This window comes from Dactylosporangium sp. NPDC049742 (assembly GCF_040674675.1).
Taxonomy (GTDB): domain Bacteria; phylum Actinomycetota; class Actinomycetes; order Mycobacteriales; family Micromonosporaceae; genus Dactylosporangium; species Dactylosporangium maewongense.
Genome location: NZ_JBFANF010000083.1, coordinates 18394 through 41011 on the forward strand (window position 1 = coordinate 18394; position 22618 = coordinate 41011).

Below are 22618 nucleotides of genomic sequence, written 5' to 3' on the forward strand. Positions count from 1 at the left end.
GCAGCGGACAGACAGGTTGCGGGCAGGGTGGGGAGCTGTCGCCGCTCCCGGAAGACTGACCCCCGGGCTCTCGAATCCGCCAACTCGCTAGGGGTCAATTTTCCGGAAGCGCTGACAGGAGCATGCAGCGACTGGATCAGCGGACATAACAGGAGGGCTCCCTCGCGTCGCTGCTGGCCTCCTGACCGGCGGCCTCGTCAGCGCCGGCGGCATGGTCAGGAGCGTGATCCGGATGCGGGTCGGCAACGCACGCAGCCGCAACCATCGCCGACCGGTCGCCACAGCGAGTCCAGCATGCTGCCACCCCCCAAGCGCCCGTTGCCGGGCGGTGGCGGGGCTCCACCTCGCCCTGGGTGGCCTGGCCGTCAGCCTCATGCGCACCAGCGGCGTGCTGCGGCACGGCTCCCCCACCACGGACCAACCGAAGCCAACGCGGCCAAATGCAGCTACTGCGACGCGCAGGGGCACCGTCACTCCCACTGCCACGACCGATACCCGTCGCCACCACGGCGAGGCCAGCCAGTGGCCACCCCAGAACGGACGTCGCCAAGCCCAGAAGCCACTACCGCCGCCCGGCGGCGGTAGTCGGTCCCGGCGCCGGGCAGCAGGTGGGTCAGGAGCGGACGGCAGGCGAGTCAGCGGGCGTGGCGGGGCTCCGCCTCGCCGTGGGTGGCCTGGCCGTCGGCCTCGTGGGCGCCGGCGGCGTGGTGGGGGGCGTGGTCCGGGTGGGGGTCGGCGATGCCGTCCGCGGCGTGGGTGCCCGTCGCCGGCTTCTTGAGGTCGGTGATGCGGCCCGAGCCGTTGCCGTTGCCTGATTCGGCTGGCCGGCCGTTGCCGGAGAGGGTCGAGGCGGGGGCGACCGGCGAAGCGTCGGCGGCGGGTGAAGCGCCCCGGGCCGCGGGCGAGGTGCCCAAGGCGGCAGAGGCGGGTGCGCCGGTGGGAACAGGGTCAGCGGCAGGCAGAGCACCCATGGCGGCGGCGGAAGAAGCGGCCGGCGTAGCAGAGTGCGAAGCACCTGACGCGGCGGTGGAAGCAGCGCCATTGGGCGAAGCACCCGAAGTGGCGGCAGCAGAAACGCCAGAGGCGGCCGAATGCGAAGCACCTGAGGCGGCGGTGGAAGTAGCGCCAGAGCTAGCAGCAGGAGAAGCACCCGAGGCGGCGGGAGAAGGGGCGGCGCTGGAGGCGGCGTCTTCGGCGGCGCGTTGCTGGGCGGCGGACTGGGAGCGGAGGGGGATCTCGGGCAGGAAGAGGATGACGAGGAAGCCGACGACCATGATGCCGGCGGCGACCAGGAACACGACGCTCATGGCGTCGGAGAAGCCGACCTTGAAGGGGTGGGAGAGGGCGTCGGTGAGGCGGTTGACGAAGGAGGTGTCGTTGAAGGCGCTCGCGCTGCCCGAGGTGCCGGCGGAGCGGATCGCCTGGAGCTGGTCGGGGTGGGCGCGGGCGGCGGCCTGGAACTCGGGGGTGGTCTGGGCGGCGGTGAAGGCGCCCTTGATCTTGTCCGGCAGGAGGCTGAACAGGACGGAGAGGAAGACGGCGGCGCCGAGGGTGCCGCCCATGGAGCGGAAGAACGTGACGGTGGAGGTGGCGACGCCGATCTCGCGGGGGTTCGCCGCGTTCTGGGCGGCGGTGATCACGGGCTGCATGTTGCCGCCGAGGCCGAGACCCATCAGGGCCATGACCAGCATGGTCTGCCACAGCGGCGTGTCGGCGCCGATGCGGGAGAACAGGGCGAGGGCGGCGACCATGAGCAGCGAGCCGATGATCGGGAACTTGCGGTACTTGCCGGTGCGGGCGATGACCTGGCCGGAGACGATCGAGCCGGTCATGATGCCCAGGACGAGCGGCAGGAGCATGAGGCCGGCCTCGGTGGGCGTGGCGCCCTTCACGATCTGCAGGTAGAGCGGGAGCGTGAGCAGGCCGCCGAACATGGCCATGCCGAGGATGAAGCTGCTGGTCGAGGCGACGGAGAAGGTGCGGCCGCGGAACAGGCGCAGCGGCAGCAGGGCCTCGTCCTTGTAGGACCACTCGGCGACGAGGAACAGGGCCAGGCCGACGGCGCCGATGGCGAAGCAGAGCACGGAACGCCCGGAGCCCCAGCCCCACTCGCGGCCCTGCTCGGCGACGGTGAGCAGCGGCACGAGGCAGACGATGAGGGCGACCGCGCCGGGCCAGTCGATACGGTGGTCCTGGCGGCGGTGCGGGATGTGCAGCACGCGCATGACGACGAGGAACGCGGCGAGGGCGATCGGCACGTTGATGTAGAAGATCCAGCGCCAGCCGGTGACGCCGAGGATCTCGTCGGTGCCGGCGAAGAAGCCGCCGAGGACCGGGCCGAGGACGCTGGACGTGCCGAAGACGGCCAGGAAGTAGCCCTGGTACTTGGCGCGCTCCCGGGGCGGGACGATGTCGCCGATGATCGCGAACGCGAGGGAGAACAGCCCGCCGGCGCCGATGCCCTGCACGGCGCGGTAGGCGGCCAGCTGGTAGATCGTCCCGGCGATGCCGCACAGCACGGAACCGAGGATGAAGATGCCGATGGCGAAGAGGATGAACGGCTTGCGGCCGTAGATGTCCGACAGCTTCCCGTAGAGCGGGGTCGCGATCGTCGACGTGATGAGGAACGCCGTCGTCGCCCACGCCTGGATGGAGAATCCGCCCAGGTCGTCGGCGATGGTGCGCATGGCCGTGGACACGATGGTCTGGTCGAGCGCGGCCAGGAACATCGCCATCATCAGCCCGCCGAGGATCGTCATGATCTGGCGGTGCGTCAGCGTGTCTTCGCCTGTCGTCGAACTCAAGACGGTCCCCCAAAATACGTTACGAGCCGATGGCGTTCCGGAAATCAGGCTACTCCCGCCTACCCGGTGACGCGCACTGAGACACAATATGCGCGGAGTACGACAGAAACTGCGGAGGTAACTGGTGAGCGCCACGCTGGTGGTGAAGGAGCTCGCGGCCGGTCACGGCGATCGGGCGTTGTTCTCCGGGCTGGATCTCGTCGTCGCGCCCGGCGACGTGATCGGCCTGGTCGGGGCCAACGGGGCGGGCAAGTCGACACTGCTGCGCACGCTCGCCGGGCTGCTGCCGACCGAGGCGGGCGGCTTCGGGCTCAACCCGCCGAACGCGATCATCGGCTACCTGCCGCAGGAGCCCGACCGCCGCGAGGGTGAGACGGTGCTGCAGTTCCTGGCCCGGCGCACCGGGGTCGCCGACGCGCAGCGGCGGATGGACGCCGCCGCGGAGCGGATCGAGCAGGACCCGGACGAGTACTCCGACGCCCTGGAGCGCTGGCTGGCGCTCGGCGGCGCCGACCTCGACGAGCGGACCGCGGCCGTCGCGGCGGACCTCGGGCTCGCCGTGGACCTCGACCTGCCGATGACGGCGCTGTCCGGCGGGCAGGCGGCCCGGGCCGGGATGGCGTCGCTGCTGCTGTCACGGTACGACGTCTTCCTGCTGGACGAGCCCACCAACGACCTCGACCTCGACGGCCTGGAGCGGCTCGAACGGTTCGTCCAGGGCCTCAAGGCCGGCGCCGTGATCGTCAGCCACGACCGGGAGTTCCTGGCCCGCACGGCCACCGGCGTGCTGGAGCTGGACCTCGCCCAGCAGCAGGTCAACTTCTTCGGCGGCGGCTACGCGGCGTACCTGGAGGAGAAGGCGATCGCAAAGCGGCGCGCCCGGGAGGCGTACGACGATTACGCCGACACGAAGGCCGACCTCGAGGCGCGGGCGCGGATGCAGCGCGCGTGGATGGAGAAGGGCGTCAAGAACGCCCGCCGCAAGCAGCCCGACAACGACAAGGTCAGCAAGGGCAAGAAGATCGAGTCGACGGAGAAGCAGGCGTCGAAGGCCCGCCAGACCGACCGGCTGATCGAGCGGCTCGAGGTGGTGGAGGAGCCACGCAAGGAGTGGCAGCTGCGGATGGAGATCGCCGCCGCGCCGCGCGCCGGGGCGGTCGTCGCGACGCTCAACCGGGCGGTCGTGACCCGCGGGGAGTTCACGCTCGGGCCGGTGGACCTGCAGGTCGACTGGGCGGACCGGGTCGCGATCACCGGCGCGAACGGCGCGGGCAAGTCCACGCTGCTCGCCGCGCTGCTCAAGCGCGTCCCGCTGACCAGCGGCACCGCGGCGCTCGGGCCGGGTGTCGTCGTCGGCGAGGTCGACCAGGCCCGCGGCCTGTTCGTCGGGGCGAAACCGTTGCTGGACGCGTTCTGCGAGGCGGTGCCGGACCAGCAGCCGGCCGACGTACGGACGCTGCTGGCGAAGTTCGGGCTCAAGGCGCATCACGTGCTGCGGCCCGCGGCGAGCCTGTCACCCGGCGAGCGGACCCGGGCGGCGCTGGCGCTGCTGCAGGGGCGCGGCGTCAACCTGCTCGTGCTCGACGAGCCGACCAACCACCTGGACCTGCCCGCGATCGAGCAGCTGGAGTCCGCGCTGGACGGCTACCCCGGCACCCTGCTGCTGGTCACCCACGACCGGCGGATGCTGGCGGCGGTCCACACGACCCGGCACGTCGACGTGCACGACGGGAAGGTCACGGTCAGGTGAGCGAGGAGTTCTGGACCGAACGGCACCTGTGCACGGTCACCACGATCCGCCGGGACGGCACCCCGCACGTCGCGCCCGTCGGCGCCACCTACGACGAGACGACCGGCCTCGCCCGGATCATCACGTCGGGCACGTCGCAGAAGGTCCGCAACGTCCGCGCCAACCCGCGGGTCGCGATCTGCCAGGTCGACGGGCGCCGCTGGACGACGCTGGAGGGCACCGCCGTCATCGACGCCGACCCGGAGGCGGTCGCGGACGCCGAGCGGCGCTACGCCGACCGGTACAGGACGCCCCGCCCCAACCCGCAGCGGGTCGTCATCGTCGTGACGGTGACCCGGGTGCTGGGCACGGTCCGGGTAGGTTCGCCGCATGGGAGTTCCTAGATACGTCCGGACCATGCGCGCGCACATCGGGCACGACCTGCTGCTCCTGCCCGGGGTCAGCGGGATCGTCGTGGACGACCGCGGCCGGCTGCTGCTCGCCCGCCGCAGCGACACCGGCGGGTGGGCGGTCCTGGCCGGCGTCGTCGAGCCCGGCGAGCAGCCCGCCGACGCGGTCGTGCGCGAGGTCCGGGAGGAGACCGGCGTCGAGGTGAGGGTCGAGCGGCTCCTCGGCGTCGCCATGCACCCCGTGCACTACCCCAACGGCGACCAGTGCGAATACCTGAACGTGACCTTCCTGTGCAGCGTCGCCGGCGGTACCGCCACCGTCAACGACGACGAGTCGCTCGAGGTCGGCTGGTTCGACCCCGCCGACCTGCCGCCGATGGAGCCCTATTCGCGGCTGAGGGTGGAGATGGCGGTGCGCGACGCCAAGGAGGCGTGGTTCGCCCCGCCCGGGTCCCGGCACCCCGCGCTGGTCGAGCCGTCGATGTGACCGTCAGTTCTGCGGGGGCCAGGCGGGCGGCGGGTTCTGCGGGTAGCCGGCCGGCGGGTCCGAGTTCGGCGGGCCGCTGACCGGCGGCGAGACCGGCTGCGAGGGCACCTGCGGCGCGGGGCCGCCCGCGCCGGGGACCGTCCACGGCTGCGGAATCGCGCCCGGGTGCGGCTCCGGCGGCGGGCTGGGGTACGTCGGCTGCCCGAACACCGGACCGTCCGCGGTCGGCGGCGGCGGCGCGGGAAAGCCGGTCGACTGCGCCGGGATCCCCGCCGGCGCCGCACCCGGCGGATACCCGGAGGGCGGTCCGGACAGGGGCTGGCCCACGCCGTACACCAGCGGCGGCGCGAACCCGGGAGCAACCGGCAGGACACCGGTGGCAGGACTCCCCACCGGGGCCGCCGCCAGTGGTGCCAGCCGGCGGCCGACCAGCTCCAGCAGCCACACCGCGAGCAGCCCCACCACCGCGAGCAGCCCGGTCGTCAGCAGCATCGTCGCCGCGTGCGCCCCCTCGATCAGCTGCCAGCGGCGCACCCCGTCGACGATGAACACGCCCAGCACGACGCCGAACACGCCCGCCCGGCGGCCGAACACGCTGACCCCACCGAGCAGCACCGCGGCGAGCGCATACGGCAGGTGCCCCGTCTCGGTGAACACGGCCGCGCTGGTCAGCCGGGTCGACAGCACCCCCGCGACGCCGGCGAGCGCCGCCGAACCGGCCACCCCGACCAGCGCGCCGGTCAGCTTCGCCGGCCGCCAGCGGGCGGGGTCCTCGCCGCCCGAGGGACGGTTCGCGGCGAGGCCGCGGCGGACGGCCAGCAGCGCGAACAGCACGGCGCCCGCGATCGACCCGGCGGCGAAGACGGCGACCCATACGCCGAAGCCGCCGGAAACGCGGGCGGCGCCGGTGACCGGGACCAGCCGGCCCTCCGTGGCCTGCAGCAGCGCCGCGGAGACGACGAACCCGCCGCCGAGCGTCACCGCCCACGCGGGCAGCGCGGTGAGGCCGGTGAGCAGGGCGAGCGCCACGCCGACGCCGAACGCGGCGGCGACCGCGACCAGGAACGCGACCGGCACGGTGGTGCCGCCGTTCACCTGGTCGGCGTACACCCATCCGGCGAGGACCGCGATCGAGCCGATCGCCAGGTTGGGGGTGGCGGTGCGCAGCGACAGGGCCAGGCCGCAGGCGGCGAAGCCGAGGATCGCCAGCCCCGCCCACGACTGGCCGCGGCTGAACACGGCGGAGTTGGCGTTGAGCAGGCCGGCGACGACGGTGCCGGCGGCGAGCAGGAGCACCGCCTCCCAGACCAGGTGCGGTGCGAGCTCGCGCATGGGTCGGACCTCGGTCATGCGGCGACGCTACCGCGCATCGACGGCAGACGCTGCCCACACGCCGCCCGACATCATCCGTTCGGCGTGCTCTACTCTCCGCGGGTGGCCGACGATGTCGAAGACCCGGTGGCGCAGGCGCACGGCGAGCTGTCCCTGGCGCGGGTGGCGCTCGCCGAGGACGACCTCGAGCACGCCGCCAACCACATCGCCGGCGCGATCGCCTGGGCGCCGGGGCTGCCGGAGGTCCACGAGCTGCTCGCGGCGCTGACCGTCCGGGCCGGCGGCGAGGTCGCGGAGCTGTTCCCGCTGCGGGAGCCGGCGTTCATCGGCACGGTCGTGGCGCGGGCGCACGTGACGGCGAAGGCCGACCCGATCGGGGCGCTGCGGATGCTGGCGCAGGCGACCGGGTTCGACCCGGAGCAGCCGTGGGCGGACGTCAGCTGGGTGCGGGCCGCCGACCCGGCCGGCCTGGATCCCGACGACCTCGCCCGGCTCTTCGTCGCGGTGATGCAGCGGCTCGGCGACCCGGCGCTGCCGCCGGTGGCGAAGGCCAACGAGGTGTGGCTGGACCTCGCCCGCCGGTCGCTGCGCGCCCACCCCGACCACGCGCTGCTGCATGGGGCCGCGGCCGGGCTCGGCCGCCGGTTCGGCGACACGGCGGAGGCCGTCCGGTGGGGCGCCCGCGGGCACAGGCTGCACCCGGACAAGCTGACGTCGGTCTGGTACGCGTACGCCCTGCGCGCCGACGGCCGTCTCGACGCGGCGCTGAAGGTGATGCGCGCGGCGTGGCGGGCGGCGCCGGACGAGGTCGACCTGTGCGCCGACATGGCCAACTGGCTCGCCGACTCCGGCCGCGTCGACGAGGCGATCGAGCTGCTGGAGGAGGGGATGCGCCGCCGGTCGGACTACGACTGCGCGGTGCACACCGTGCACCGGCTGCGGTTCCAGCGCGACGGCGACGCGCGGCACCTGGTGGTGCTCGCCGACTTCATCCGCGAGCACCCGGTCGTCAGCCACGAGCACGCCGACCTGGCGCAGGCGTGCGAGCGGCTCCCCTGGCTCGGCCGGGTCACCGGCCCGACCGAGGCGTGCGTGAACACGCTGCACCGGATCCCGGCCGGCGAGCGGGGCACGATGGACGGCGGGATGTCGCTGTCGGCGCTCGAGGTGCCCAGCGCCCTCGCGGTGCTGCGCCGCCAGCTGCCGGGGGTCACCGTGCGGGTGGAGGGCGCGCCCGCCCCGGACCTGGTGCGGCCGTTGAAGGAGGTGCGGGTGCTGTGGCGGTACGACGGGACCACCGCCTATCCGACGGTCGAGCCCGCCGCCGCGGCCAGCCAGGCGCTCCTGGCGGGGATCGCCGGTCCGGTGTGGCCGCACCCGGTCGCCGCCTACGACCACGCGATGCCGCTCGGCGAGCTGCCGGTCGAGCAGCTGCTGTCGCTGCTGGTGCACCCGCCGGCCCGGCCCGAACGGTTCGCGGAGCTGCCCGACGGCTGGTGGGAGCGCTCGGCGCAGGTGTTCGCGTGCCTCGGCCTGCTGCACTGCGGCGAGCTGCGCAACCCGGCCGACCCCGGCGACACGTCCGCGCAGCGGCGGCTGCTGACCGACATCGCGTGGGGCGTCGAGGACTGGACGACGGAGGCGGCGCTCTTCGCGCTGACGGTCGCGGCGTGGCTGGACCCGGCGTGCCGGGTGGAGGTGTGTGACACGGTCGGCCGCCGGTTCCTGGACGCGGTGCGGGCGTCGCGGACCAGGGCGGTGACGGTCAGGGACTCGCTGGCGGCGCTGGTGCGGATCGTGCCGGACATGGTCCCGGACATGCTGGCCCTCGCCGGTGAGGTGTCGGGTGTACCGGCGGCGCCCGCCCGCACGGAGAAGCCGGCCTCCCCGTCGCGGTTCGGCCGGCTCTTCCGGCGTCGTCAGCAGTAGCGGTACACGTCGGTGGCGCGGTTCGTGGCGCCGCCGACGAAGTCGATCGACCGGTAGCCGACGCCGACGCTGAACAGGCCGGTGCCGTAGTCGAAGAACTGCACGCTGCCCCGGCTGAGGTTGTAGTAGGCGGACTCGACGCGGTCCTGCCAGCCGTACGGGGCGAGGCTCTGCCACCCGCACGAGGACAGCTTGCCGCGCGGGTAGCCGAAGTCCGCGCGGTCGTAGAAGCAGAACCATCCCGACGGGCAGTCGACGTACGCGTCGACGTGCTCGGGCGACGGCGCGGGCGGCGCCAGCGTGACGACGAACCGGCCGCCGTCGTAGCTGATCTCGTTGGCGCCGACGACCGTCCCGCCGGGGTGTTCGGCGAGGTACGACGCGGCGCCGGCGGTGACGGGTGCCGCGGCGGCGGGCGCGGCGGTCGTGGTGATCGCCACGACGGTGAAGCAGGCGAGTGTCAGGGCACGGATCATGGCTGAACCCCCACGTTTCAGCGGACCGGGACGCGGTGCGGTGACTGCGTGTCACCCGCGGATCCCCCCGGACCGCTCCAGGTGCACGCCGTTGGCGCGACCGTATTCGCCACCGAGCGTGGTCACCATGGCCGTGTACAGACTGTGCCATGAATGAATACGTTCCGGCGTCCTGCCTGCTTGCCACCTCCGTCGAATTCTCAATGATTTATCAATCGTCGTACGGACCGTAACGTCCTGTCGCGGGCTCGCCGACCTGCGGGCCGTCGCGGCGCAACTGACGGACGGTGACCGAGGGCCGGCCGCCACGGTGGCGACCGGCCCGATCTGCAAGTTGCAGCACCGCTCAGTCCGGCAGGTCGTCCCACACCGAACGCACGTACACGACCTGCCGGGTGGTCACCGGCACGCCGTTCTGCCGCTGGATCGTGGACTCGTGCACCAGCAGGCGGCCGGTGCCGGGGTCGAACACGACCGTCTCGCGGAGGCCGTCCGGGCCGTCGGCGCTGAACGCCTTGCCGGGCAGGCCCAGCCGGTCGGCGATGGTCTTGCCCCGGTACGCGAGGCCGGGCGTGCCGCGCAGCATCCGCAGCACCGCGATGCGCTCCGGCGCGCGCAGCGGGTAGGCGACGCACAGCTCCCCGAGCCGCCGCAGGAGTGCCGCGGCGCTGGGGCGCTCCACGCCCTCCAGGGTCCGCTGCAGCTGGACCGGGTCGGCGCTCGGCGGCCCGGCCGCCCCGGCGGGCGGGCCCGGCGGCAGCGGCTCCGGCGACGACGTCGCCCCCGTGCCGTAGGTCCTGACCCGGCCGGGCGCCGCCGGCGACCAGTCGAGCTCCTCGGTGACGTTGCTCGTGGTGTTGAGGTACTCCGGCGGCGGGCCGTAGGTGGTGATGACGACGTCGACGTGCGCGTGGCCGCCCGCCGGCGTCTCGGCCGGGTCGATCGCGGCGATGACGGCGTCGAGCTCCGCCTGGGCCGGCGCGCCGGGCGTGAGGGTCGGTGGCGGCGGGGTCGGCGTGTGCGCCGGGCCGCCGGACGCCGCGACGCCGGTGCGGGCCGGCGTCCCGCCGGGGCCGACGGCCAGCCACAGGCCCACGACCGCGAGGACGACCAGGGCCGCGGCGACGGCCGGCACGACCACGGCAGGGCGGCGCCACGGCGGCGGCCCGGCCGGCAGCTGCGCGAGGCGGGCCTTCCACTGCTCGACCGCGTCGGTGGTGCCGCCGCTGAGGTACAGCCGCCACAGCAGCTCGTCGTCGGTCCACCGGGTGGGCGGCAGCAGCCGGGGCCGCAGCCGCTCCGCCGCCGGGGCGGGGTCCGGCAGCTCGGCGGGCGCGCCGTGCTCCTCGGTCTCCGCCCGGCGCCGGCCGATGGTCTGCTCGTCGACGCCCTGCGCCGCGATCAGGGACTTGAGCGCGCGCCGCGCCGCGGGCCGGTCGGCGTCGTCGCCGAGGTCCGGCAGGAACCGGGCCGCCCGGCTGATGGCGTCCGCGCGGGCGGCGCGCCACTCGTCGAAGGTGGACGGGTCCTCGTTGACGCTCTTCAGGTACAGCTCGAGGTGCTCCCAGGACGGGATCTGCAGGCCGCTGTCGGCCTTCGACAGGGTCGTCTGGTTGCTGTTCACGCGCTGCGCCATGGCCTGATAGGACGGGTTGCCGTCCGCCTCGCGGGCCCGCCGCATCCGGTGGGCGAAGTCGGCGGGCGGGTGGTGGCCGACCACCGGTTTGACCGGGCGGCCGCGGCGTCGTGCGTCGGTGGGGTGGGGTGCGTGGCCGTCATCGCCACGGGCGTCGAGCATGGAAGGGCTCGCTCTCGTTCCGGTACTTTCCGACAGTTCTCGAGGGTGTTCGCTCCGGCGGGGACGCCCTACTGAGGGGCGGTAGGGCGTCGCCTCACCTGGATCAGCGATCTGCGGGTCGGGGGAAGCGTCATGGCGCCGTCCGTTTGCAGCCGCACGGCACGCATCCCGACTTGCGGCAGTTTGCCATCCGGCTCGCGCGGTTACCAGTCATGCGAAGTCCGGATTGCCGACACATCGTCGTGAGTAATTGCCTACCGATCAGTAGGACGGCCGGGACCGGACTGGCCGCGCGGCGGAGGTGTGACTGTCCAGTCGGTGGCCACCGTCGCCGACCGGCTCATCAGTATCCGCCGTATCGGCGGACGTCACTGCCGTGACCTCATTCGCATCCACACTGTCGGGCCTTGGATGCGATGACAACAATGAGGTAACGTCGCCGCATTCAGTGACGTAACGGTCACTCGACCCGCCGAGCGGGCCGTCGTTAGGACCGTGGAGCTCCCGGTCGGACCTTCTCGAGGGTTCAGCGATCTGGGGACGGGGGTCTTCCGTTGCAGCGGAAGGCCCCCACTGCGTCCCACCAGGCCGGCGGGGCCTGACCCGGGAGACGAGCCGCCCGGCGGCGGCGGTGACGGCCGCGACGAGCGCGGCGACCTGGATGGGGTCCAGCCCCCAAGCCACCGCGAGTGCCGCGAACCCGAAGACGGCCGCGAGCGCCGCGAGAATGAGGGCCGCGTCGGCTGCGGCCCCGGTGCGTTTGTGCCGATGTCCTGTGGTGCGCATTCGAGCCTCCATGTCGTCGGACCGCTGCCCCGGGTGGATCATTCACACCCGGGTGACAAGCCAACATCATGAGAGGCGGGAAGCGCCGGAAATAGCGATCAATCCCAGCGAATTCTGCGGGCCGCCGCTGACCTTTCGTGTCCGAACGAAGCCGGCGCGCGCCCGCAGGTCAGCGCCATTCTTTGCGCAAGGGCAGAAAGAATGCGCTGAGAATTCGGCGGGCCGTCGCGGCGCCAGGCTCCACTATAGGGCCGTATGGCCATAGTCGGCAAGTGCCCGGAAACGGTGATGGCCGGCGGGGGGACCGCCGGCCATCGGGTTGCGTAAGAGGGTCACCAATAGTGACGGCGCCCGGCGAGCGGGCGGCCGACGGCACCCAGGATCCACAGCACCGCGCCCACGATCAGCAGCACGATGCCGATCGTTTCCAGGATGCCGACGTGCAGGAAGAGCCCGAGCAGGAACAGGATCAGGCCGAGGACGATCATCTTCAGCTCCCGGGGAGGAGGGGGTGTTGCATGGACGTTCTTCAGGTACCCCTCCCCCTCGACTTCTGAAACACCGATCACCCGCGGCGGCCCCGGCGGGCGCGGATATAGTCGGAGACGACGTATCTGCCCAGGTCACCGGCGTCCGGGGTGAAGACCCGCCCACCGCTGCGGCGGGCGACGGCATCGACGAAGCGGCGCAGGCCGGGGTCCTCGCCGAGCATGAACAGGTTGAGCACCGCGCCGTACCGGGTGAGCTGGTCGACCTCGTGGACGGTCGCGGTGACCGTCTCCCGGGTCGACGGCCAGCGGAAGTACGACGTGCCGTCCTCGAGCAGGTGCGCGGTCGGCTCACCGTCGGTGACGACGAGGACGACCGGGTCGGAGCCCGGGTGCCGGCGCAGGTGCCGGCCCGCGAGCATGAGCGCGTGCTGCAGGTTGGTGCCCTGCACGTAGTCGGGCTCGACGGCGGCCAGCTCCTCGACGGACAGTTTCGTCGCGTACCGGCCGAACCCGACGATCTGCAGGGCGTCCTGCGGGAAGCGGGTCGCGACGAGGTGGGACAGCGCCAGCGCGGCCTGTTTCATCGGGCCCCACCGGCCGTCGGCCATCATCGAGAAGGACAGGTCGACGCAGAGCGCGACGGCGGCGGACACCCGCCGCTCGGTCTCGGCGATCTCGAAGTCCTCGACGTCCAGCCCGATCGGCAGGACGGCGGTGCCGCCGGTGGCCTGGCGGCGTACCGCGTTGCCGATGGTGCGCACGACGTCGATCGGCTGCTCGTCGCCGTACTGCCAGCGCCGCGACGCCCCGGTGAGCTCGCCCGCGGCGCCGGCGTCGCGCAGGTCGTGCTGACCCTTGCGGCCGGCGGTGAGGTCGGCGAAGACGGTGCGCAGGGCGGTGCCGCCGAGCCGGCGCAGCGCCTTCGGGCTGAGCGTGAGCCCGTCGGCGCCGCGGGTGACCCAGCCCTGGCGGCGCAGCTGCCGCTCCAGCTCCCGCAGCCGGCGCAGGTCGTCGGCGGCGGAGCGGCCGAGCTGCCGTTCGACGGACTCGACGTCGACGTCGTCGAGGGTGGCGCCGGGGTGCTCCTGGCCGAGCTGGTCGATGAGGTCGTCGAGGTCGCCGATCTCCTCCAGGGCGCCGGCGGCCTCGCCGTAGCCGAGGTCGCGGTCGCCGCGGACCCGCTCGCCGCGGCCCCAGTTCAGGTCGGGGCGCAGCGCGCGGAGGTTGTCGGTGAGGGCGGCCATCTCCCCGGCGAGGCTGCCGAGGGACTGTTCCATCAGCGACTGCAGCTCGGCGCGCTGCTGCGGGCTGAGCGAGCGCATGAGCCGCTCCCCCGCGGCGGCGCGGCGGGCGAGCGCGTCGACGAGCTCGTCCACCGATCCGGGCCGCTCGGGGAAGAAGTCGCCGTGCTGCGCCATGAACTGCGCGAACGCGTCGTCGGTGTTCTCCCCGCGGGCGTGCTTGGCGAGCAGGCCGTTGAGGTCCTGCAGCATCTGCTGCATCCGCGCGGCCATCGCGGGGTCCTGCAGCGCCTCCTTCATGCCCTGGAACCGTTGCCCGACGACCTCGTCGCGCAGCTGGTCGAGGATCTGGTCGTAGAGCGCCTTCGCCTCCGGCGAGGTCCACCGGTATTCGGACAGCTCCGAGACCGCCCGCGACGTCGAGCGCGGCAGGTTCGCCAGCTGCGCCTCGGCGAAGCGCGCGTCGTCGGAGTCCACCGCGGCCAGGGCGTCGCGTTCGGTGGCGACCGCCTGGTCCAGCAGCTGCTGGGCGCGGGTCACGGCGCCGTCGAGGTCGCCGCGGCGCATCGCCTCGCGCCGCAGCCGCCGCGCCCTGGCCAGGAGGTCGTCGAGGCCGCGGCCGCCGTCGGGCCCCTGGGGACCACTGCGCAGCAGGTTGCGCAGGGCGTCGCGGAGGCTGCCGCCGTCGAGGACCTCGGCGCCGACCTGGTCGACGGCGGCGCGCACGTCGTAGGGCGGGGCGAGCGGGTCGGGCCCGCCGCGCCACGCCCCGTACCGGAACCTGTTGTGACGCACGTGCTCAGCCTCCGTAGACGGTGCGGCCGTCCTCGGTGAGGTCCTTGGACAGCCGTCTGGTGAGGTGCAGCCCTTCCAGGACGAACTCGACGCCGGCGGCGGCCTCGCCGCGGCTGGGCGCGTCGCCGAGCCCGAGCCGCTCCAGGACCTTCGCCAGGCCGGGCACGGTGCCGACCTGCCGCAGGATGTCGTCGGCGCCGGCGAGCTCGCCGGTCTCGATGATCTGGCCTTCGGCGACGAGGTCGGTGAAGCCGGACAGGTCCAGCCCGGCGAGCCGGGACCGGAACGTGTCGGCGGTCGCGGTGCGCAGCAGGTGCGCGAGGATCTCGATCTCGCGGCCCTCCTCGCCGCTGTCGAACTCGACCTTGCCGCGCAGGGTGCTGGTGACGCTGACCGTGTCGCCGACCCGGGCGACGGGCTTGTCGTCGCCGAGGAGCCCGCCGCGGCGCAGCGCGGACGCGGCCACGGTCTCGGCGGCGGCGATGGCGAAACGGGCGGACACGCCGGAGCGGGAGTCGACCGCCGGCGACTCGCGCACCGCCCGGGTGAACCGGGCCAGGACCTCGATCACGTGGCCGGGGACCTGCGCCACGAGCTGCGCCTCCTGCTGGATCAGGTCGGTCTCCAGCTCCAGGTCGAGGGGGTAGTGGGTGCGGATCTCCGCGCCGAAGCGGTCCTTCAGCGGCGTGATGATCCGGCCGCGGTTGGTGTAGTCCTCGGGGTTGGCGCTGGCGACGAGCAGCACATCGAGGGGCAGGCGCAGCTGGTAGCCGCGGACCTGGATGTCGCGCTCCTCCAGCACGTTGAGCAGCGACACCTGGATGCGCTCGGCGAGGTCGGGCAGCTCGTTGACGGCGAAGATGCCGCGGTTGGTGCGCGGGACGAGTCCGAAGTGGATGGTCTCCGGGTCGCCGAGGGTCCGGCCCTGCGCGACCCGGATCGGGTCGACGTCGCCGATCAGGTCGCCGACCGACGTGTCCGGGGTGGCGAGCTTCTCCCCGTACCGCATCGAACGGTACAGCCAGTCGACCGGCAGCGCCTCGCCGGCCTCGGTCGCGAGCCGCCGCGACGCGGGCGTGATCGGCGCATACGGGTGCTCGTTGAGCTCCGAACCGGCGATGACCGGGGTCCACTCGTCCAGCAGCGACACGAGGCCGCGGATGACGCGGGTCTTGCCCTGGCCGCGCTCGCCGAGCAGGACCAGGTCGTGGCCGGCCAGGATGGCCCGCTCGAGCTCGGGCAGGACGGTGTCGTCGTAGCCGACGACGCCGGGGAAGCGGGGCTCGCCGCTGCGGAGCTTGGCGAGGAGGTTGTCGCGCAGTTCTTCCTTGACGGTGCGGAACCGGTGGCCGCTGGCGCGCAGCTCGCCCACGGTGCGGGGCAGGTCCAAAGGCTGGGTCACCGCTCGAACCTAGCGCGGCAACGTTTCGGTTGGCGAAACACCACGGAACGTGGCCAGCAGCCGGGCGCGGACCGCGGCCGCCGCGGGGGTCAGCGGGCCGTCTCGGTGGGCGAGGAACAGCGTGTTCAGCGGCGGGACCGGCGGGTCGTGCAGCAGCACCAGGCGGCCCGCCTCGAGGTCCGCCCGGACCAGGTATTCGGGGAGCACGCTGCACCCGGCGCCGGCCAGGACGAGGGCGCGGACGGCGTGCAGGTTGGGCACGACCACGTCGGCGGTGCGGTGCTGCCGCTGGTCGAAGACGCTGCGCCAGTACCGGCGGATGATCGGCAGCTCCTCGGCGTAGCTGACCAGCGGGGTGGTCGCGACGTCGCGGGCGGTCGCGGCGACGAGCACGAACTCCTCGTCGTAGAGCGGCTCGGCGCGCAGCTGGCGGCGGCGCGGGCGGCTGGTGAGGACGGCGAGATCGAGGGCGCCGGTGCCGAGCGCGTCGGCGAGGTCGTCGGACAGCCCGAGCGTGACCCGCAGCTTCAGGCCGCCGGCGACGAGCCCGGCGAGCGCGGGCAGGACCAGGTCGGTGAGGAACTCGGCGGCGCCGCCGAGCCGGACGGTGCCCTCCTCGGGGCGTTCGGCGACGCCCGCGAGGTCGTCGAGCGGCCCGGCGACCTGCCGGGCGAGCAGGTCCGCGGCCGGGGTCGGGGTGACCCCGCGCGGCTGCCGCACGAACAGCGGCCGGCCGAGCGCCGCCTCGAGGGACTGGAGCTGGGCGGTGACGGTCGGCTGCGACAGGGCGAGATGGCGGGCGGCGCCGGTGACGGAGCCCTCCCGGTGCACGGCGAGGAACGTGCGCAGCAGGTCGAGGGAGATCGCCATAGGAATTCCTATGGTACTGGCCGCCAGATGCTATTGGCGCCGATGGCTTCCGGTGGGCGAGGCTGTCCGTATGACAGCGACCCTGATCGTCCTGACCAGCCACGCGACCCTCGGCGACACCGGCCGGAGCACCGGCTTCTACGTGTCGGAGGCGGCGCACCCGTGGGAGGTGTTCACGAAGGCCGGGCACACCGTGACGGTGGCGTCGGTCCTCGGCGGCGACCCGCCCCGCGACGGCGGCACCGACGGCCACGAGGACTTCCTCGCCGCCCTCGGCCACGACACCCCGGCCGTCGCCGACGTCGACCCGGCCGCGTTCGACGCGGTGTTCCTGGCCGGCGGGCACGGCACGATGTGGGACTTCCCCGGCAGCACGGCGCTCCAGTCGCTGGTGCGGCAGGTGTACGAGCGGGGCGGCGTCGTCGGTGCGGTCTGCCACGGGCCGGCCGGGCTGGTCGGCGTCACGCTGACCGGCGGCGGGCACCTCCTCGCGGGGCGGGACGTCGCCGGGTTCACCGACGAGGAGGAGCGGGCGGTCGGGCTGACCGAGGTGGTGCCGTTCTCCCTGCAGCGGCGCCTCGAGGCGCTCGGCGCTCGGCACACCGGCGCGGCGCCGTGGCAGCCGCACGTGGTCCGCGACGGCCGCCTCGTCACGGGCCAGAACCCGGCCAGCGCGACCGGCGTGGCGGAGGCGATGCTCGACGCCCTCGCCTAGCGTCAGCGGGCCCTGGCCGACCAGCCGCTGAAGCCGGTCCAGGCGTTGTCGGGGCCGTGGTACTGGTAGTAGTCGTGGGCGGCGTCCCGGCCGAGCAGCACGAACGCGGCGATCAGCGCCGCCAGCACGCCGGTGACCGCGGTCGAGGAGAGCGCGGAGAACCACAGCGGCAGCATCTTGTACAGGTGCGCCTCCTCGGCCGCGCCGTAGGCGAGCAGCGCGTTGTCGGGGTTGACGACGACACCGAGCAGCAGCACGACCCCGGCGAGCAGGGCCGCGGACCCGACCAGCAGCCGGGTGCCGGTGTGCCGGCGCGGGACCGCCATCGCGACGCCGACCAGCAGCAACGCCATCCCGGCGCCCAGCACGACGGTGAGCGCCAGCCGGATGTGCATGCTGTCGATCTGCTCCTGCTCGCGGATGCTCCACGGCCCGTGCGCGGCGTAGGCCCCGGCGAACCGGGCGAGCAGCACCGCGGCCGCGGCGGTCTGCGCGCCGAGCAGGACGATCGCGGCCACGACCAGCCAGAACGCCCGCCGCACGGGGGCGGCCGGGCGGCGGCGCTGGGCTGGGCGGTCGGCCATCTCGTCCAGGGTAGGGCGCGCCGGGTGGGCACTCATCAGCCGCGGCGGAGGAGATCCAGCCAGGACCCGTAGCCACCCCACCGTGCGCCCGGGTCGTAGTCCTGGTAGTACCCGACGGCCGCCGGCCGGCCCATCCTCAGGAACGCCACGCCGAACAGCAGCACCACCCCGAGCACCACCACCGAGGACAGCGTCTGGAACCAGGCGGGGATCAGCGTCTCCAGCCACGCGAGGGAGGCGGCGTCATCGGGGGAGACCGCGTTCTCGGGGCTGAACACCACGCCCAGGACGAGCGCGACGCCGGCGACGAACGCCAGGACCCCGACGAGGCCGCGGCTGGTGTCGGCGCGCCGGGCAACGGCGGCCGCGGCGAGGCCGAGCATGAGGGTCACGACGGCGCCGAGCAGCACGGCCACGGTGAGCCGCAGCTTGATGCCGCCGGCAGCCTCGTCGCCGACGTCGAACGGGTTCGAGGGCTTGATCGCCTGGTAGGTGTCGTCGAAGCCGGCCAGCAGCGTGGCGCCGGCGACGGTCTTGGCGACGATCAGCAGGAGCCCGATGGCGGCCAGCCAGAACGCCTGCCGGACGGCGGCGGGCGGCGGGTCGAGCCGGAGGTCGTCGTTCACCGCCACCAGGGTAAGGACCGCCACCGCGCCGGGCGACCCCGTTCACCAAGCCGTGATCACCGGTTGACGATGTCGTGCCAGGAGGTGAACCCGCGCCAGCGGGTCGGCGGGCGGTGGTGCTGGTAGTACTCGACGGCGGCGTCCCGGCCCATCCGCAGCAGCGCGGCGCCGAGCAGGACGACGACGCCGGTGACCACGCCCGACGACAGTGCCGAGAACCACACCGGCAGCAGCCGCTCCAGGTCGGCGAGCTCCGCGGCGCCGGCGGCGAGGACGGCGTTGTCGGCGGCGAGGGTGACGCCGAGCAGCAGCGCGGTCCCGGCGAACGCGGCGGCGCCGCCGACGGCGGCGCGGGTGCGGGTGGTGCGGCGCGGAACGGCGAGCGCGGCGCCGGCGAGCAGGACGGCGATCCCGGCGCCGAGGACGACGGCGACGGCGAGCCGGGCGTGGACGCTGTCGGCCTGGGCCTGCTCGGCGACCGACCACGGGCCGTGCGCCCGGTGGACGGCGCCGAACCGGGCGAGGAGGATCGCGGCCGCGACCGCCTGCGTCGCGGCCAGCACGAGCGCGCCGATGACCAGCCAGTACGCTTGCCGCACCGGCGCGCAGGGGCGCTTGCCGTCCGTCATCGCCTTCAATGTACGACGCACCCTCCGCCTCATCCAAGGGCTGTTTGCGGGGTGGTCGCGCGCCACACGTCAACGCGTACGGCAGGATGGACGCTGCAAGGTACCGCAGCAACCGCATCCCGCCGAGGAGTTTTCGCATGGCGCTCAGCAAGCCCGACGTGACCCTGCCCGACGGCCCGCCGCCCGCCGACCTGGTGATCGAGGACCTCACCGTCGGTGACGGCGCGGAGGCCCGCCCGGGTCAGCAGGTCAGCGTCCACTACGTGGGCGTGTCGCTGTCGACGGGCAAGGAGTTCGACGCGTCGTGGAACCGTGGCGGCACGTTCGACTTCGGCCTCGGCCAGGGCCAGGTCATCGCCGGCTGGGACCAGGGCGTGGCCGGCATGAAGGTCGGCGGCCGGCGCAAGCTGGTCATCCCGCCGCACCTGGGCTACGGCGCCCGGGGCGCCGGCGGCGGCCTGATCAAGCCCAACGAGACGCTCGTCTTCGTGGTGGACCTGCTCGGCACCCGGTAGGTCCGGTTACCCATCCATGGGTCCGGTATTCCCTACCGGACCCATGGATTGCAATGTGGTAATTCACAGCTGACACACAGCCCACCCTGGACATCGAGGTGGGATGCTGGACCATCGGCGTCGGCCGGCACCCGTTTCACCACCTTTTTCACCTCAAACGCCAAGAAGGGGTGTGCAGATGACAATGCAGTCGGCGGCACCACGCGCGAAGCGGATCCTCATGATCGGCGCACCCGGGGCCGGCAAGGGCACCCAGGCGCAGCTCATCGCGCAGCAGTTCGGCATCACCCATATCGCCAGCGGCGACCTCCTGCGCAGGAACATCGCGGAGGGCACGACGATCGGCCGCACGGTCGAGGAACTGGTCAACAAGGGTGAACTTGTCCCCGACTCGATCATCATGGACATGCTCCGGAAACCGGTCCTCGCGGCGAACGCCGACGGCGGCTACGTCCTGGACGGCTTCCCGCGGACCGTCGAGCAGGCCGAGGCGGCGTACCGCACCGCCGGTGCCCTCGGCGTCGGCGTGCAGATCGCCGTCCACCTCGACGTCCCCGAGGAAGAGCTGACCCGCCGGATGCTGGCCCGCGCCCGCGGCGCCGACGACACCGTCGACGTCATCAAGCACCGCATCAAGGTGTACGAGGAGAAGACCCGCCCGCTGCTGGACTACTACCAGCAGCGTGAGCTGCTCATCCAGGTCAACGGCGCCCGCCCGGTCGGCGAGGTGACGTGGTCGATCGTGGTGCAGCTGCAGCGGGCGTTCAAGCAGCGTCCGGCCGCGGCCCGCGCCGCCTGATCCGCCGTCGTTCGAAGGCCCGGCCGCTGCGGCGACCGGGCCTTCGCGTTGCGGGCCCGGCCCCCGCGCGGGGGCCGGGCCTCGCTCGTTCAGCCTGACAGCGCGGCGGAGACGACGCCGCGGGCCTCCTGCTGGATGCGCTCCAGGTGCTCCGGGCCCTGGAACGACTCGGCGTACACCTTGTACACGTCCTCGGTCCCGGACGGCCGCGCCGCGAACCAGCCGGACGCGGTGACGACCTTCAGCCCGCCGATCGGGGCGCCGTTACCGGGCGCGGCGGTCAGCTTCGCCGTGATCGGCTCACCGGCCAGCTCGGTCGCGGTCACCTGCTCCGGCGACAGCTTGCCCAGGACCGCCTTCTCCTCCCGGGTGGAGGCGACGTCGATCCGGGCGTACGCCGGGGCGCCGTGCCGCGCGACGAGGTCGGCGTAGTGCTCACTCGGCGACCGGCCGGTCGTCGCGATGATCTCCGCGGCGAGCAGGCACAGCAGCAGGCCGTCCTTGTCCGTCGTCCACACCTGCCCGTCGCGGCGCAGGAACGACGCGCCGGCGCTCTCCTCGCCGCCGAACCCGACGGAGCCGTCCAGCAGCCCGGGCACGAACCACTTGAACCCGACGGGGACCTCGATGAGGGTCCGGCCGAGGTCCGCCGCGACCCGGTCGATCATCGACGACGACACGAGCGTCTTGCCGATCGCCGCGTCGGCGCGCCAGCCGTCGCGGGCCTGGAACAGGTACTGGATGGCGACGGCGAGGAAGTGGTTGGGGTTCATCAGGCCCGCGTCGGGGGTGACGATCCCGTGCCGGTCCGCGTCGGCGTCGTTGCCGGTCGCGACCTGGTAGTCGGCGCGCTTGCCGATCAGCGACGCCATCGCGTTCGGCGACGAGCAGTCCATCCGGATCTTGCCGTCCCAGTCGAGGGTCATGAAGCCGAACGTCGGGTCGACGTCGGGGTTGACCACGGTCAGGTCCAGCTTGTGCCGTTCGGCGATGGCGCCCCAGTACGCGACGCTGGCCCCGCCGAGCGGATCCGCGCCGATGCGAACCTTCGCGTCGGCGATCGCGGCCATGTCGATGACGGACGGCAGGTCATCGACGTACGCGGCGAGGAAGTCGAACCGCCCGGCCGCCTCCTTCGCCCGCGCGTACGGGATGCGCTTCACGCCGTTGAGGTTGTCGGCGAGCAGCGCGTTGGCCCGGTCCTGGATCCACTTCGTGACGTCGGTGTCGGCGGGCCCGCCGTGCGGCGGGTTGTACTTGAAGCCGCCGTCCTCCGGCGGGTTGTGCGACGGGGTGACCACGACCCCGTCCGCCCCGAGGTGCCGGTGGGTGAGGATCGCGTGTGACAGCGCCGGCGTCGGCGTGTACCCGTCGCGGCTGTCGACCAGCACCTGCACCCCGTTGGCCGCGAACACCTCGAGGGCGCTGACCGTCGCGGGCTCCGACAGGGCGTGCGTGTCCTTGCCGAGGAACAGCGGCCCGGTGTACCCCTGGACCGCCCGGTACTCGCAGATCGCCTGGCTGACGGCGACGATGTGGTCTTCGTTGAACGAGCGGCGCAGGCTCGAACCGCGGTGCCCGGACGTGCCGAACGCGACCTGCTGCGCGGGGTCCGCGACGTCTGGGTGCTCGGCGTAGTAGCTGGTGATGAGTCGCGGGACGTCGACGAGGTCGGAGCGCTGCGCCTGAGTTCCGGCGCGGGGATGGACGGACATACCGCATACGTTGCCACGTCGCCGTTCCCGCTGCGACACGACTCGGTCATCGGCCGAAACAAACCGTGGCTACACTGCCGCCCGTCGATGCCCGTTCACCCGAGTGAGGCGATGATGACGACCGCGGTTTCCATGTACGCCCGGGTCGGCGGCGGCCCGGCCATCAGGCACGTCGTCGACCAGCTGTACACGTGGATCCTCACCGACGAGGAGCTGTCCCCCTACTTCGAGCGCGTCACCGTCGAGTCGCTCAAGCGGCACATGGCGGCCCTGCTCGCCCAGGTGCTCGGCGGGCCGGCCGAGTACACCGGCCGCGAGCTCGGCGAGTCGCACCGCGGCCTCGAGATCACCGACGCCCACTACACGCGGGTCGTCGACCTCGCCCTGGCCGCACTCTTCCTCGCCCACGCCCCGCGCGACGTCGTCGCCGCCGTCGAGCACACCCTCCTCTCGGTCAAACCGGACATCCTCGGCTGAGTCTCCGC

At 73.2% G+C, this 22618-nt stretch carries 20 protein-coding genes; 8 read left to right on the forward strand and 12 right to left on the reverse strand.

The genetic code is table 11. The features are described from left to right. Positions 1–635: 635 nt before the first annotated feature. A complete protein-coding gene (locus tag AB0J72_RS52325; protein ID WP_363414541.1) occupies positions 636–2804 on the reverse strand; it encodes an MDR family MFS transporter in 2169 nt (722 codons plus the stop codon). 124 nt (positions 2805–2928) lie between these two features. On the opposite strand from AB0J72_RS52325, the gene AB0J72_RS52330 reads away from it, so the two are divergent. Genes AB0J72_RS52330 through AB0J72_RS52340 form a run of 3 tightly spaced genes read left to right on the forward strand, consistent with a single transcriptional unit; the run spans position 2929 to position 5430 of the window. Next, positions 2929–4554 (forward strand): ABC-F family ATP-binding cassette domain-containing protein, encoded by a 1626-nt coding sequence (locus AB0J72_RS52330; RefSeq protein ID WP_363414544.1) that lies wholly within the window; start codon positions 2929–2931, stop codon positions 4552–4554. Beyond that, positions 4551–4937: a PPOX class F420-dependent oxidoreductase gene (locus tag AB0J72_RS52335; protein WP_363414547.1), complete on the forward strand. Its 387-nt coding sequence runs from the start codon at positions 4551–4553 to the stop codon at positions 4935–4937. The genes AB0J72_RS52330 and AB0J72_RS52335 overlap by 4 nt, the downstream gene beginning before the upstream one ends. Continuing rightward, complete coding sequence (locus AB0J72_RS52340; protein ID WP_363414550.1) at positions 4924–5430, forward strand: NUDIX domain-containing protein; 507 nt, start codon at positions 4924–4926, stop codon at positions 5428–5430. Before AB0J72_RS52335 ends, AB0J72_RS52340 begins: the two co-directional genes overlap by 14 nt. Positions 5431–5433: 3 nt before the next feature. Here AB0J72_RS52340 and AB0J72_RS52345 read toward each other — a convergent pair whose 3' ends face one another. Then, a complete protein-coding gene (locus AB0J72_RS52345) occupies positions 5434–6780 on the reverse strand; it encodes a hypothetical protein (RefSeq protein ID WP_363414553.1) in 1347 nt (448 codons plus the stop codon). Between the two features lie 84 nt (positions 6781–6864). Here AB0J72_RS52345 and AB0J72_RS52350 point away from each other — a divergent pair, with 84 nt between their 5' ends. Next, positions 6865–8691: a tetratricopeptide repeat protein gene (locus tag AB0J72_RS52350; RefSeq protein WP_363414556.1), complete on the forward strand. Its 1827-nt coding sequence runs from the start codon at positions 6865–6867 to the stop codon at positions 8689–8691. Here the strand turns inward: AB0J72_RS52350 and AB0J72_RS52355 are convergent. From AB0J72_RS52355 to AB0J72_RS52380, 6 genes are all read right to left on the reverse strand, one after another. Beyond that, positions 8682–9167, reverse strand: coding sequence for a peptidase inhibitor family I36 protein (locus AB0J72_RS52355; RefSeq protein ID WP_363414559.1), 486 nt, complete (start codon positions 9165–9167; stop codon positions 8682–8684). The genes AB0J72_RS52350 and AB0J72_RS52355 overlap by 10 nt on opposite strands. A 346-nt stretch (positions 9168–9513) precedes the next feature. Next, on the reverse strand, positions 9514–10965 hold the full coding sequence (locus tag AB0J72_RS52360; protein WP_363414562.1) for a hypothetical protein: 1452 nt from the start codon (positions 10963–10965) through the stop codon (positions 9514–9516). 1118 nt (positions 10966–12083) lie between these two features. Further along, a complete protein-coding gene (locus tag AB0J72_RS52365) occupies positions 12084–12239 on the reverse strand; it encodes a DUF6131 family protein (protein WP_203853177.1) in 156 nt (51 codons plus the stop codon). Positions 12240–12316: 77 nt separating this feature from the next. After that, complete coding sequence (locus AB0J72_RS52370) at positions 12317–14278, reverse strand: hypothetical protein (RefSeq protein WP_363414566.1); 1962 nt, start codon at positions 14276–14278, stop codon at positions 12317–12319. A gap of 4 nt (positions 14279–14282) precedes the next feature. Continuing rightward, the gene (locus tag AB0J72_RS52375; RefSeq protein WP_363414568.1) at positions 14283–15680 is read right to left on the reverse strand and encodes a sigma 54-interacting transcriptional regulator; all 1398 of its coding nucleotides are present in this window, start codon (positions 15678–15680) and stop codon (positions 14283–14285) included. 9 nt (positions 15681–15689) lie between these two features. After that, a complete protein-coding gene (locus AB0J72_RS52380) occupies positions 15690–16550 on the reverse strand; it encodes a LysR family transcriptional regulator (RefSeq protein WP_363414571.1) in 861 nt (286 codons plus the stop codon). Positions 16551–16620: 70 nt separating this feature from the next. Between AB0J72_RS52380 and AB0J72_RS52385 the strand changes: the two genes are divergently transcribed. Beyond that, positions 16621–17265, forward strand: a complete 645-nt coding sequence (locus tag AB0J72_RS52385) for a type 1 glutamine amidotransferase domain-containing protein (RefSeq protein ID WP_363414574.1) — start codon at positions 16621–16623, stop codon at positions 17263–17265. Positions 17266–17267: 2 nt separating this feature from the next. Here the strand turns inward: AB0J72_RS52385 and AB0J72_RS52390 are convergent, their stop codons facing one another. Genes AB0J72_RS52390 through AB0J72_RS52400 form a run of 3 tightly spaced genes read right to left on the reverse strand, consistent with a single transcriptional unit; the run spans position 17268 to position 19104 of the window. Beyond that, positions 17268–17849 (reverse strand): hypothetical protein, encoded by a 582-nt coding sequence (locus AB0J72_RS52390; protein WP_363414577.1) that lies wholly within the window; start codon positions 17847–17849, stop codon positions 17268–17270. Between the two features lie 35 nt (positions 17850–17884). Next, positions 17885–18475 carry a hypothetical protein gene (locus tag AB0J72_RS52395; protein WP_363414580.1) on the reverse strand — a complete coding sequence of 197 codons (591 nt, stop codon included), beginning with the start codon at positions 18473–18475 and terminating at the stop codon, positions 17885–17887. 56 nt (positions 18476–18531) lie between these two features. Beyond that, on the reverse strand, positions 18532–19104 hold the full coding sequence (locus tag AB0J72_RS52400) for a hypothetical protein (RefSeq protein ID WP_363414583.1): 573 nt from the start codon (positions 19102–19104) through the stop codon (positions 18532–18534). A gap of 137 nt (positions 19105–19241) precedes the next feature. Between AB0J72_RS52400 and AB0J72_RS52405 the strand changes: the two genes are divergently transcribed. Both AB0J72_RS52405 and AB0J72_RS52410 read left to right on the forward strand, forming a co-directional pair. Continuing rightward, the gene (locus AB0J72_RS52405) at positions 19242–19619 is read left to right on the forward strand and encodes an FKBP-type peptidyl-prolyl cis-trans isomerase (RefSeq protein ID WP_344505067.1); all 378 of its coding nucleotides are present in this window, start codon (positions 19242–19244) and stop codon (positions 19617–19619) included. 178 nt (positions 19620–19797) lie between these two features. Beyond that, positions 19798–20418 (forward strand): adenylate kinase, encoded by a 621-nt coding sequence (locus AB0J72_RS52410; protein ID WP_363414586.1) that lies wholly within the window; start codon positions 19798–19800, stop codon positions 20416–20418. Between the two features lie 89 nt (positions 20419–20507). Here AB0J72_RS52410 and pgm read toward each other — a convergent pair whose 3' ends face one another. Further along, positions 20508–22133 (reverse strand): phosphoglucomutase (alpha-D-glucose-1,6-bisphosphate-dependent), encoded by a 1626-nt coding sequence (gene pgm, locus AB0J72_RS52415; protein ID WP_363414589.1) that lies wholly within the window; start codon positions 22131–22133, stop codon positions 20508–20510. Between the two features lie 114 nt (positions 22134–22247). On the opposite strand from pgm, the gene AB0J72_RS52420 reads away from it, so the two are divergent. After that, on the forward strand, positions 22248–22610 hold the full coding sequence (locus AB0J72_RS52420; RefSeq protein WP_363414592.1) for a group 1 truncated hemoglobin: 363 nt from the start codon (positions 22248–22250) through the stop codon (positions 22608–22610). The last annotated feature ends 8 nt before the right edge of the window (positions 22611–22618 follow it).

Coding starts and splice junctions, on each gene's coding strand:
- AB0J72_RS52405 (WP_344505067.1), top strand. CDS start 19,242: ATGGCGCTCAGCAAGCCCGACGTGACCCTGCCCGACGGCCCGCCGCCC.
- AB0J72_RS52365 (WP_203853177.1), bottom strand. CDS start 12,239: ATGATCGTCCTCGGCCTGATCCTGTTCCTGCTCGGGCTCTTCCTGCAC.
- AB0J72_RS52420 (WP_363414592.1), top strand. CDS start 22,248: ATGACGACCGCGGTTTCCATGTACGCCCGGGTCGGCGGCGGCCCGGCC.
- AB0J72_RS52380 (WP_363414571.1), bottom strand. CDS start 16,550: ATGGCGATCTCCCTCGACCTGCTGCGCACGTTCCTCGCCGTGCACCGG.
- AB0J72_RS52400 (WP_363414583.1), bottom strand. CDS start 19,104: ATGACGGACGGCAAGCGCCCCTGCGCGCCGGTGCGGCAAGCGTACTGG.
- AB0J72_RS52355 (WP_363414559.1), bottom strand. CDS start 9,167: ATGATCCGTGCCCTGACACTCGCCTGCTTCACCGTCGTGGCGATCACC.
- AB0J72_RS52340 (WP_363414550.1), top strand. CDS start 4,924: ATGGGAGTTCCTAGATACGTCCGGACCATGCGCGCGCACATCGGGCAC.
- pgm (WP_363414589.1), bottom strand. CDS start 22,133: ATGTCCGTCCATCCCCGCGCCGGAACTCAGGCGCAGCGCTCCGACCTC.
- AB0J72_RS52390 (WP_363414577.1), bottom strand. CDS start 17,849: ATGGCCGACCGCCCAGCCCAGCGCCGCCGCCCGGCCGCCCCCGTGCGG.
- AB0J72_RS52360 (WP_363414562.1), bottom strand. CDS start 10,965: ATGCTCGACGCCCGTGGCGATGACGGCCACGCACCCCACCCCACCGAC.
- AB0J72_RS52385 (WP_363414574.1), top strand. CDS start 16,621: ATGACAGCGACCCTGATCGTCCTGACCAGCCACGCGACCCTCGGCGAC.
- AB0J72_RS52410 (WP_363414586.1), top strand. CDS start 19,798: ATGACAATGCAGTCGGCGGCACCACGCGCGAAGCGGATCCTCATGATC.
- AB0J72_RS52345 (WP_363414553.1), bottom strand. CDS start 6,780: ATGACCGAGGTCCGACCCATGCGCGAGCTCGCACCGCACCTGGTCTGG.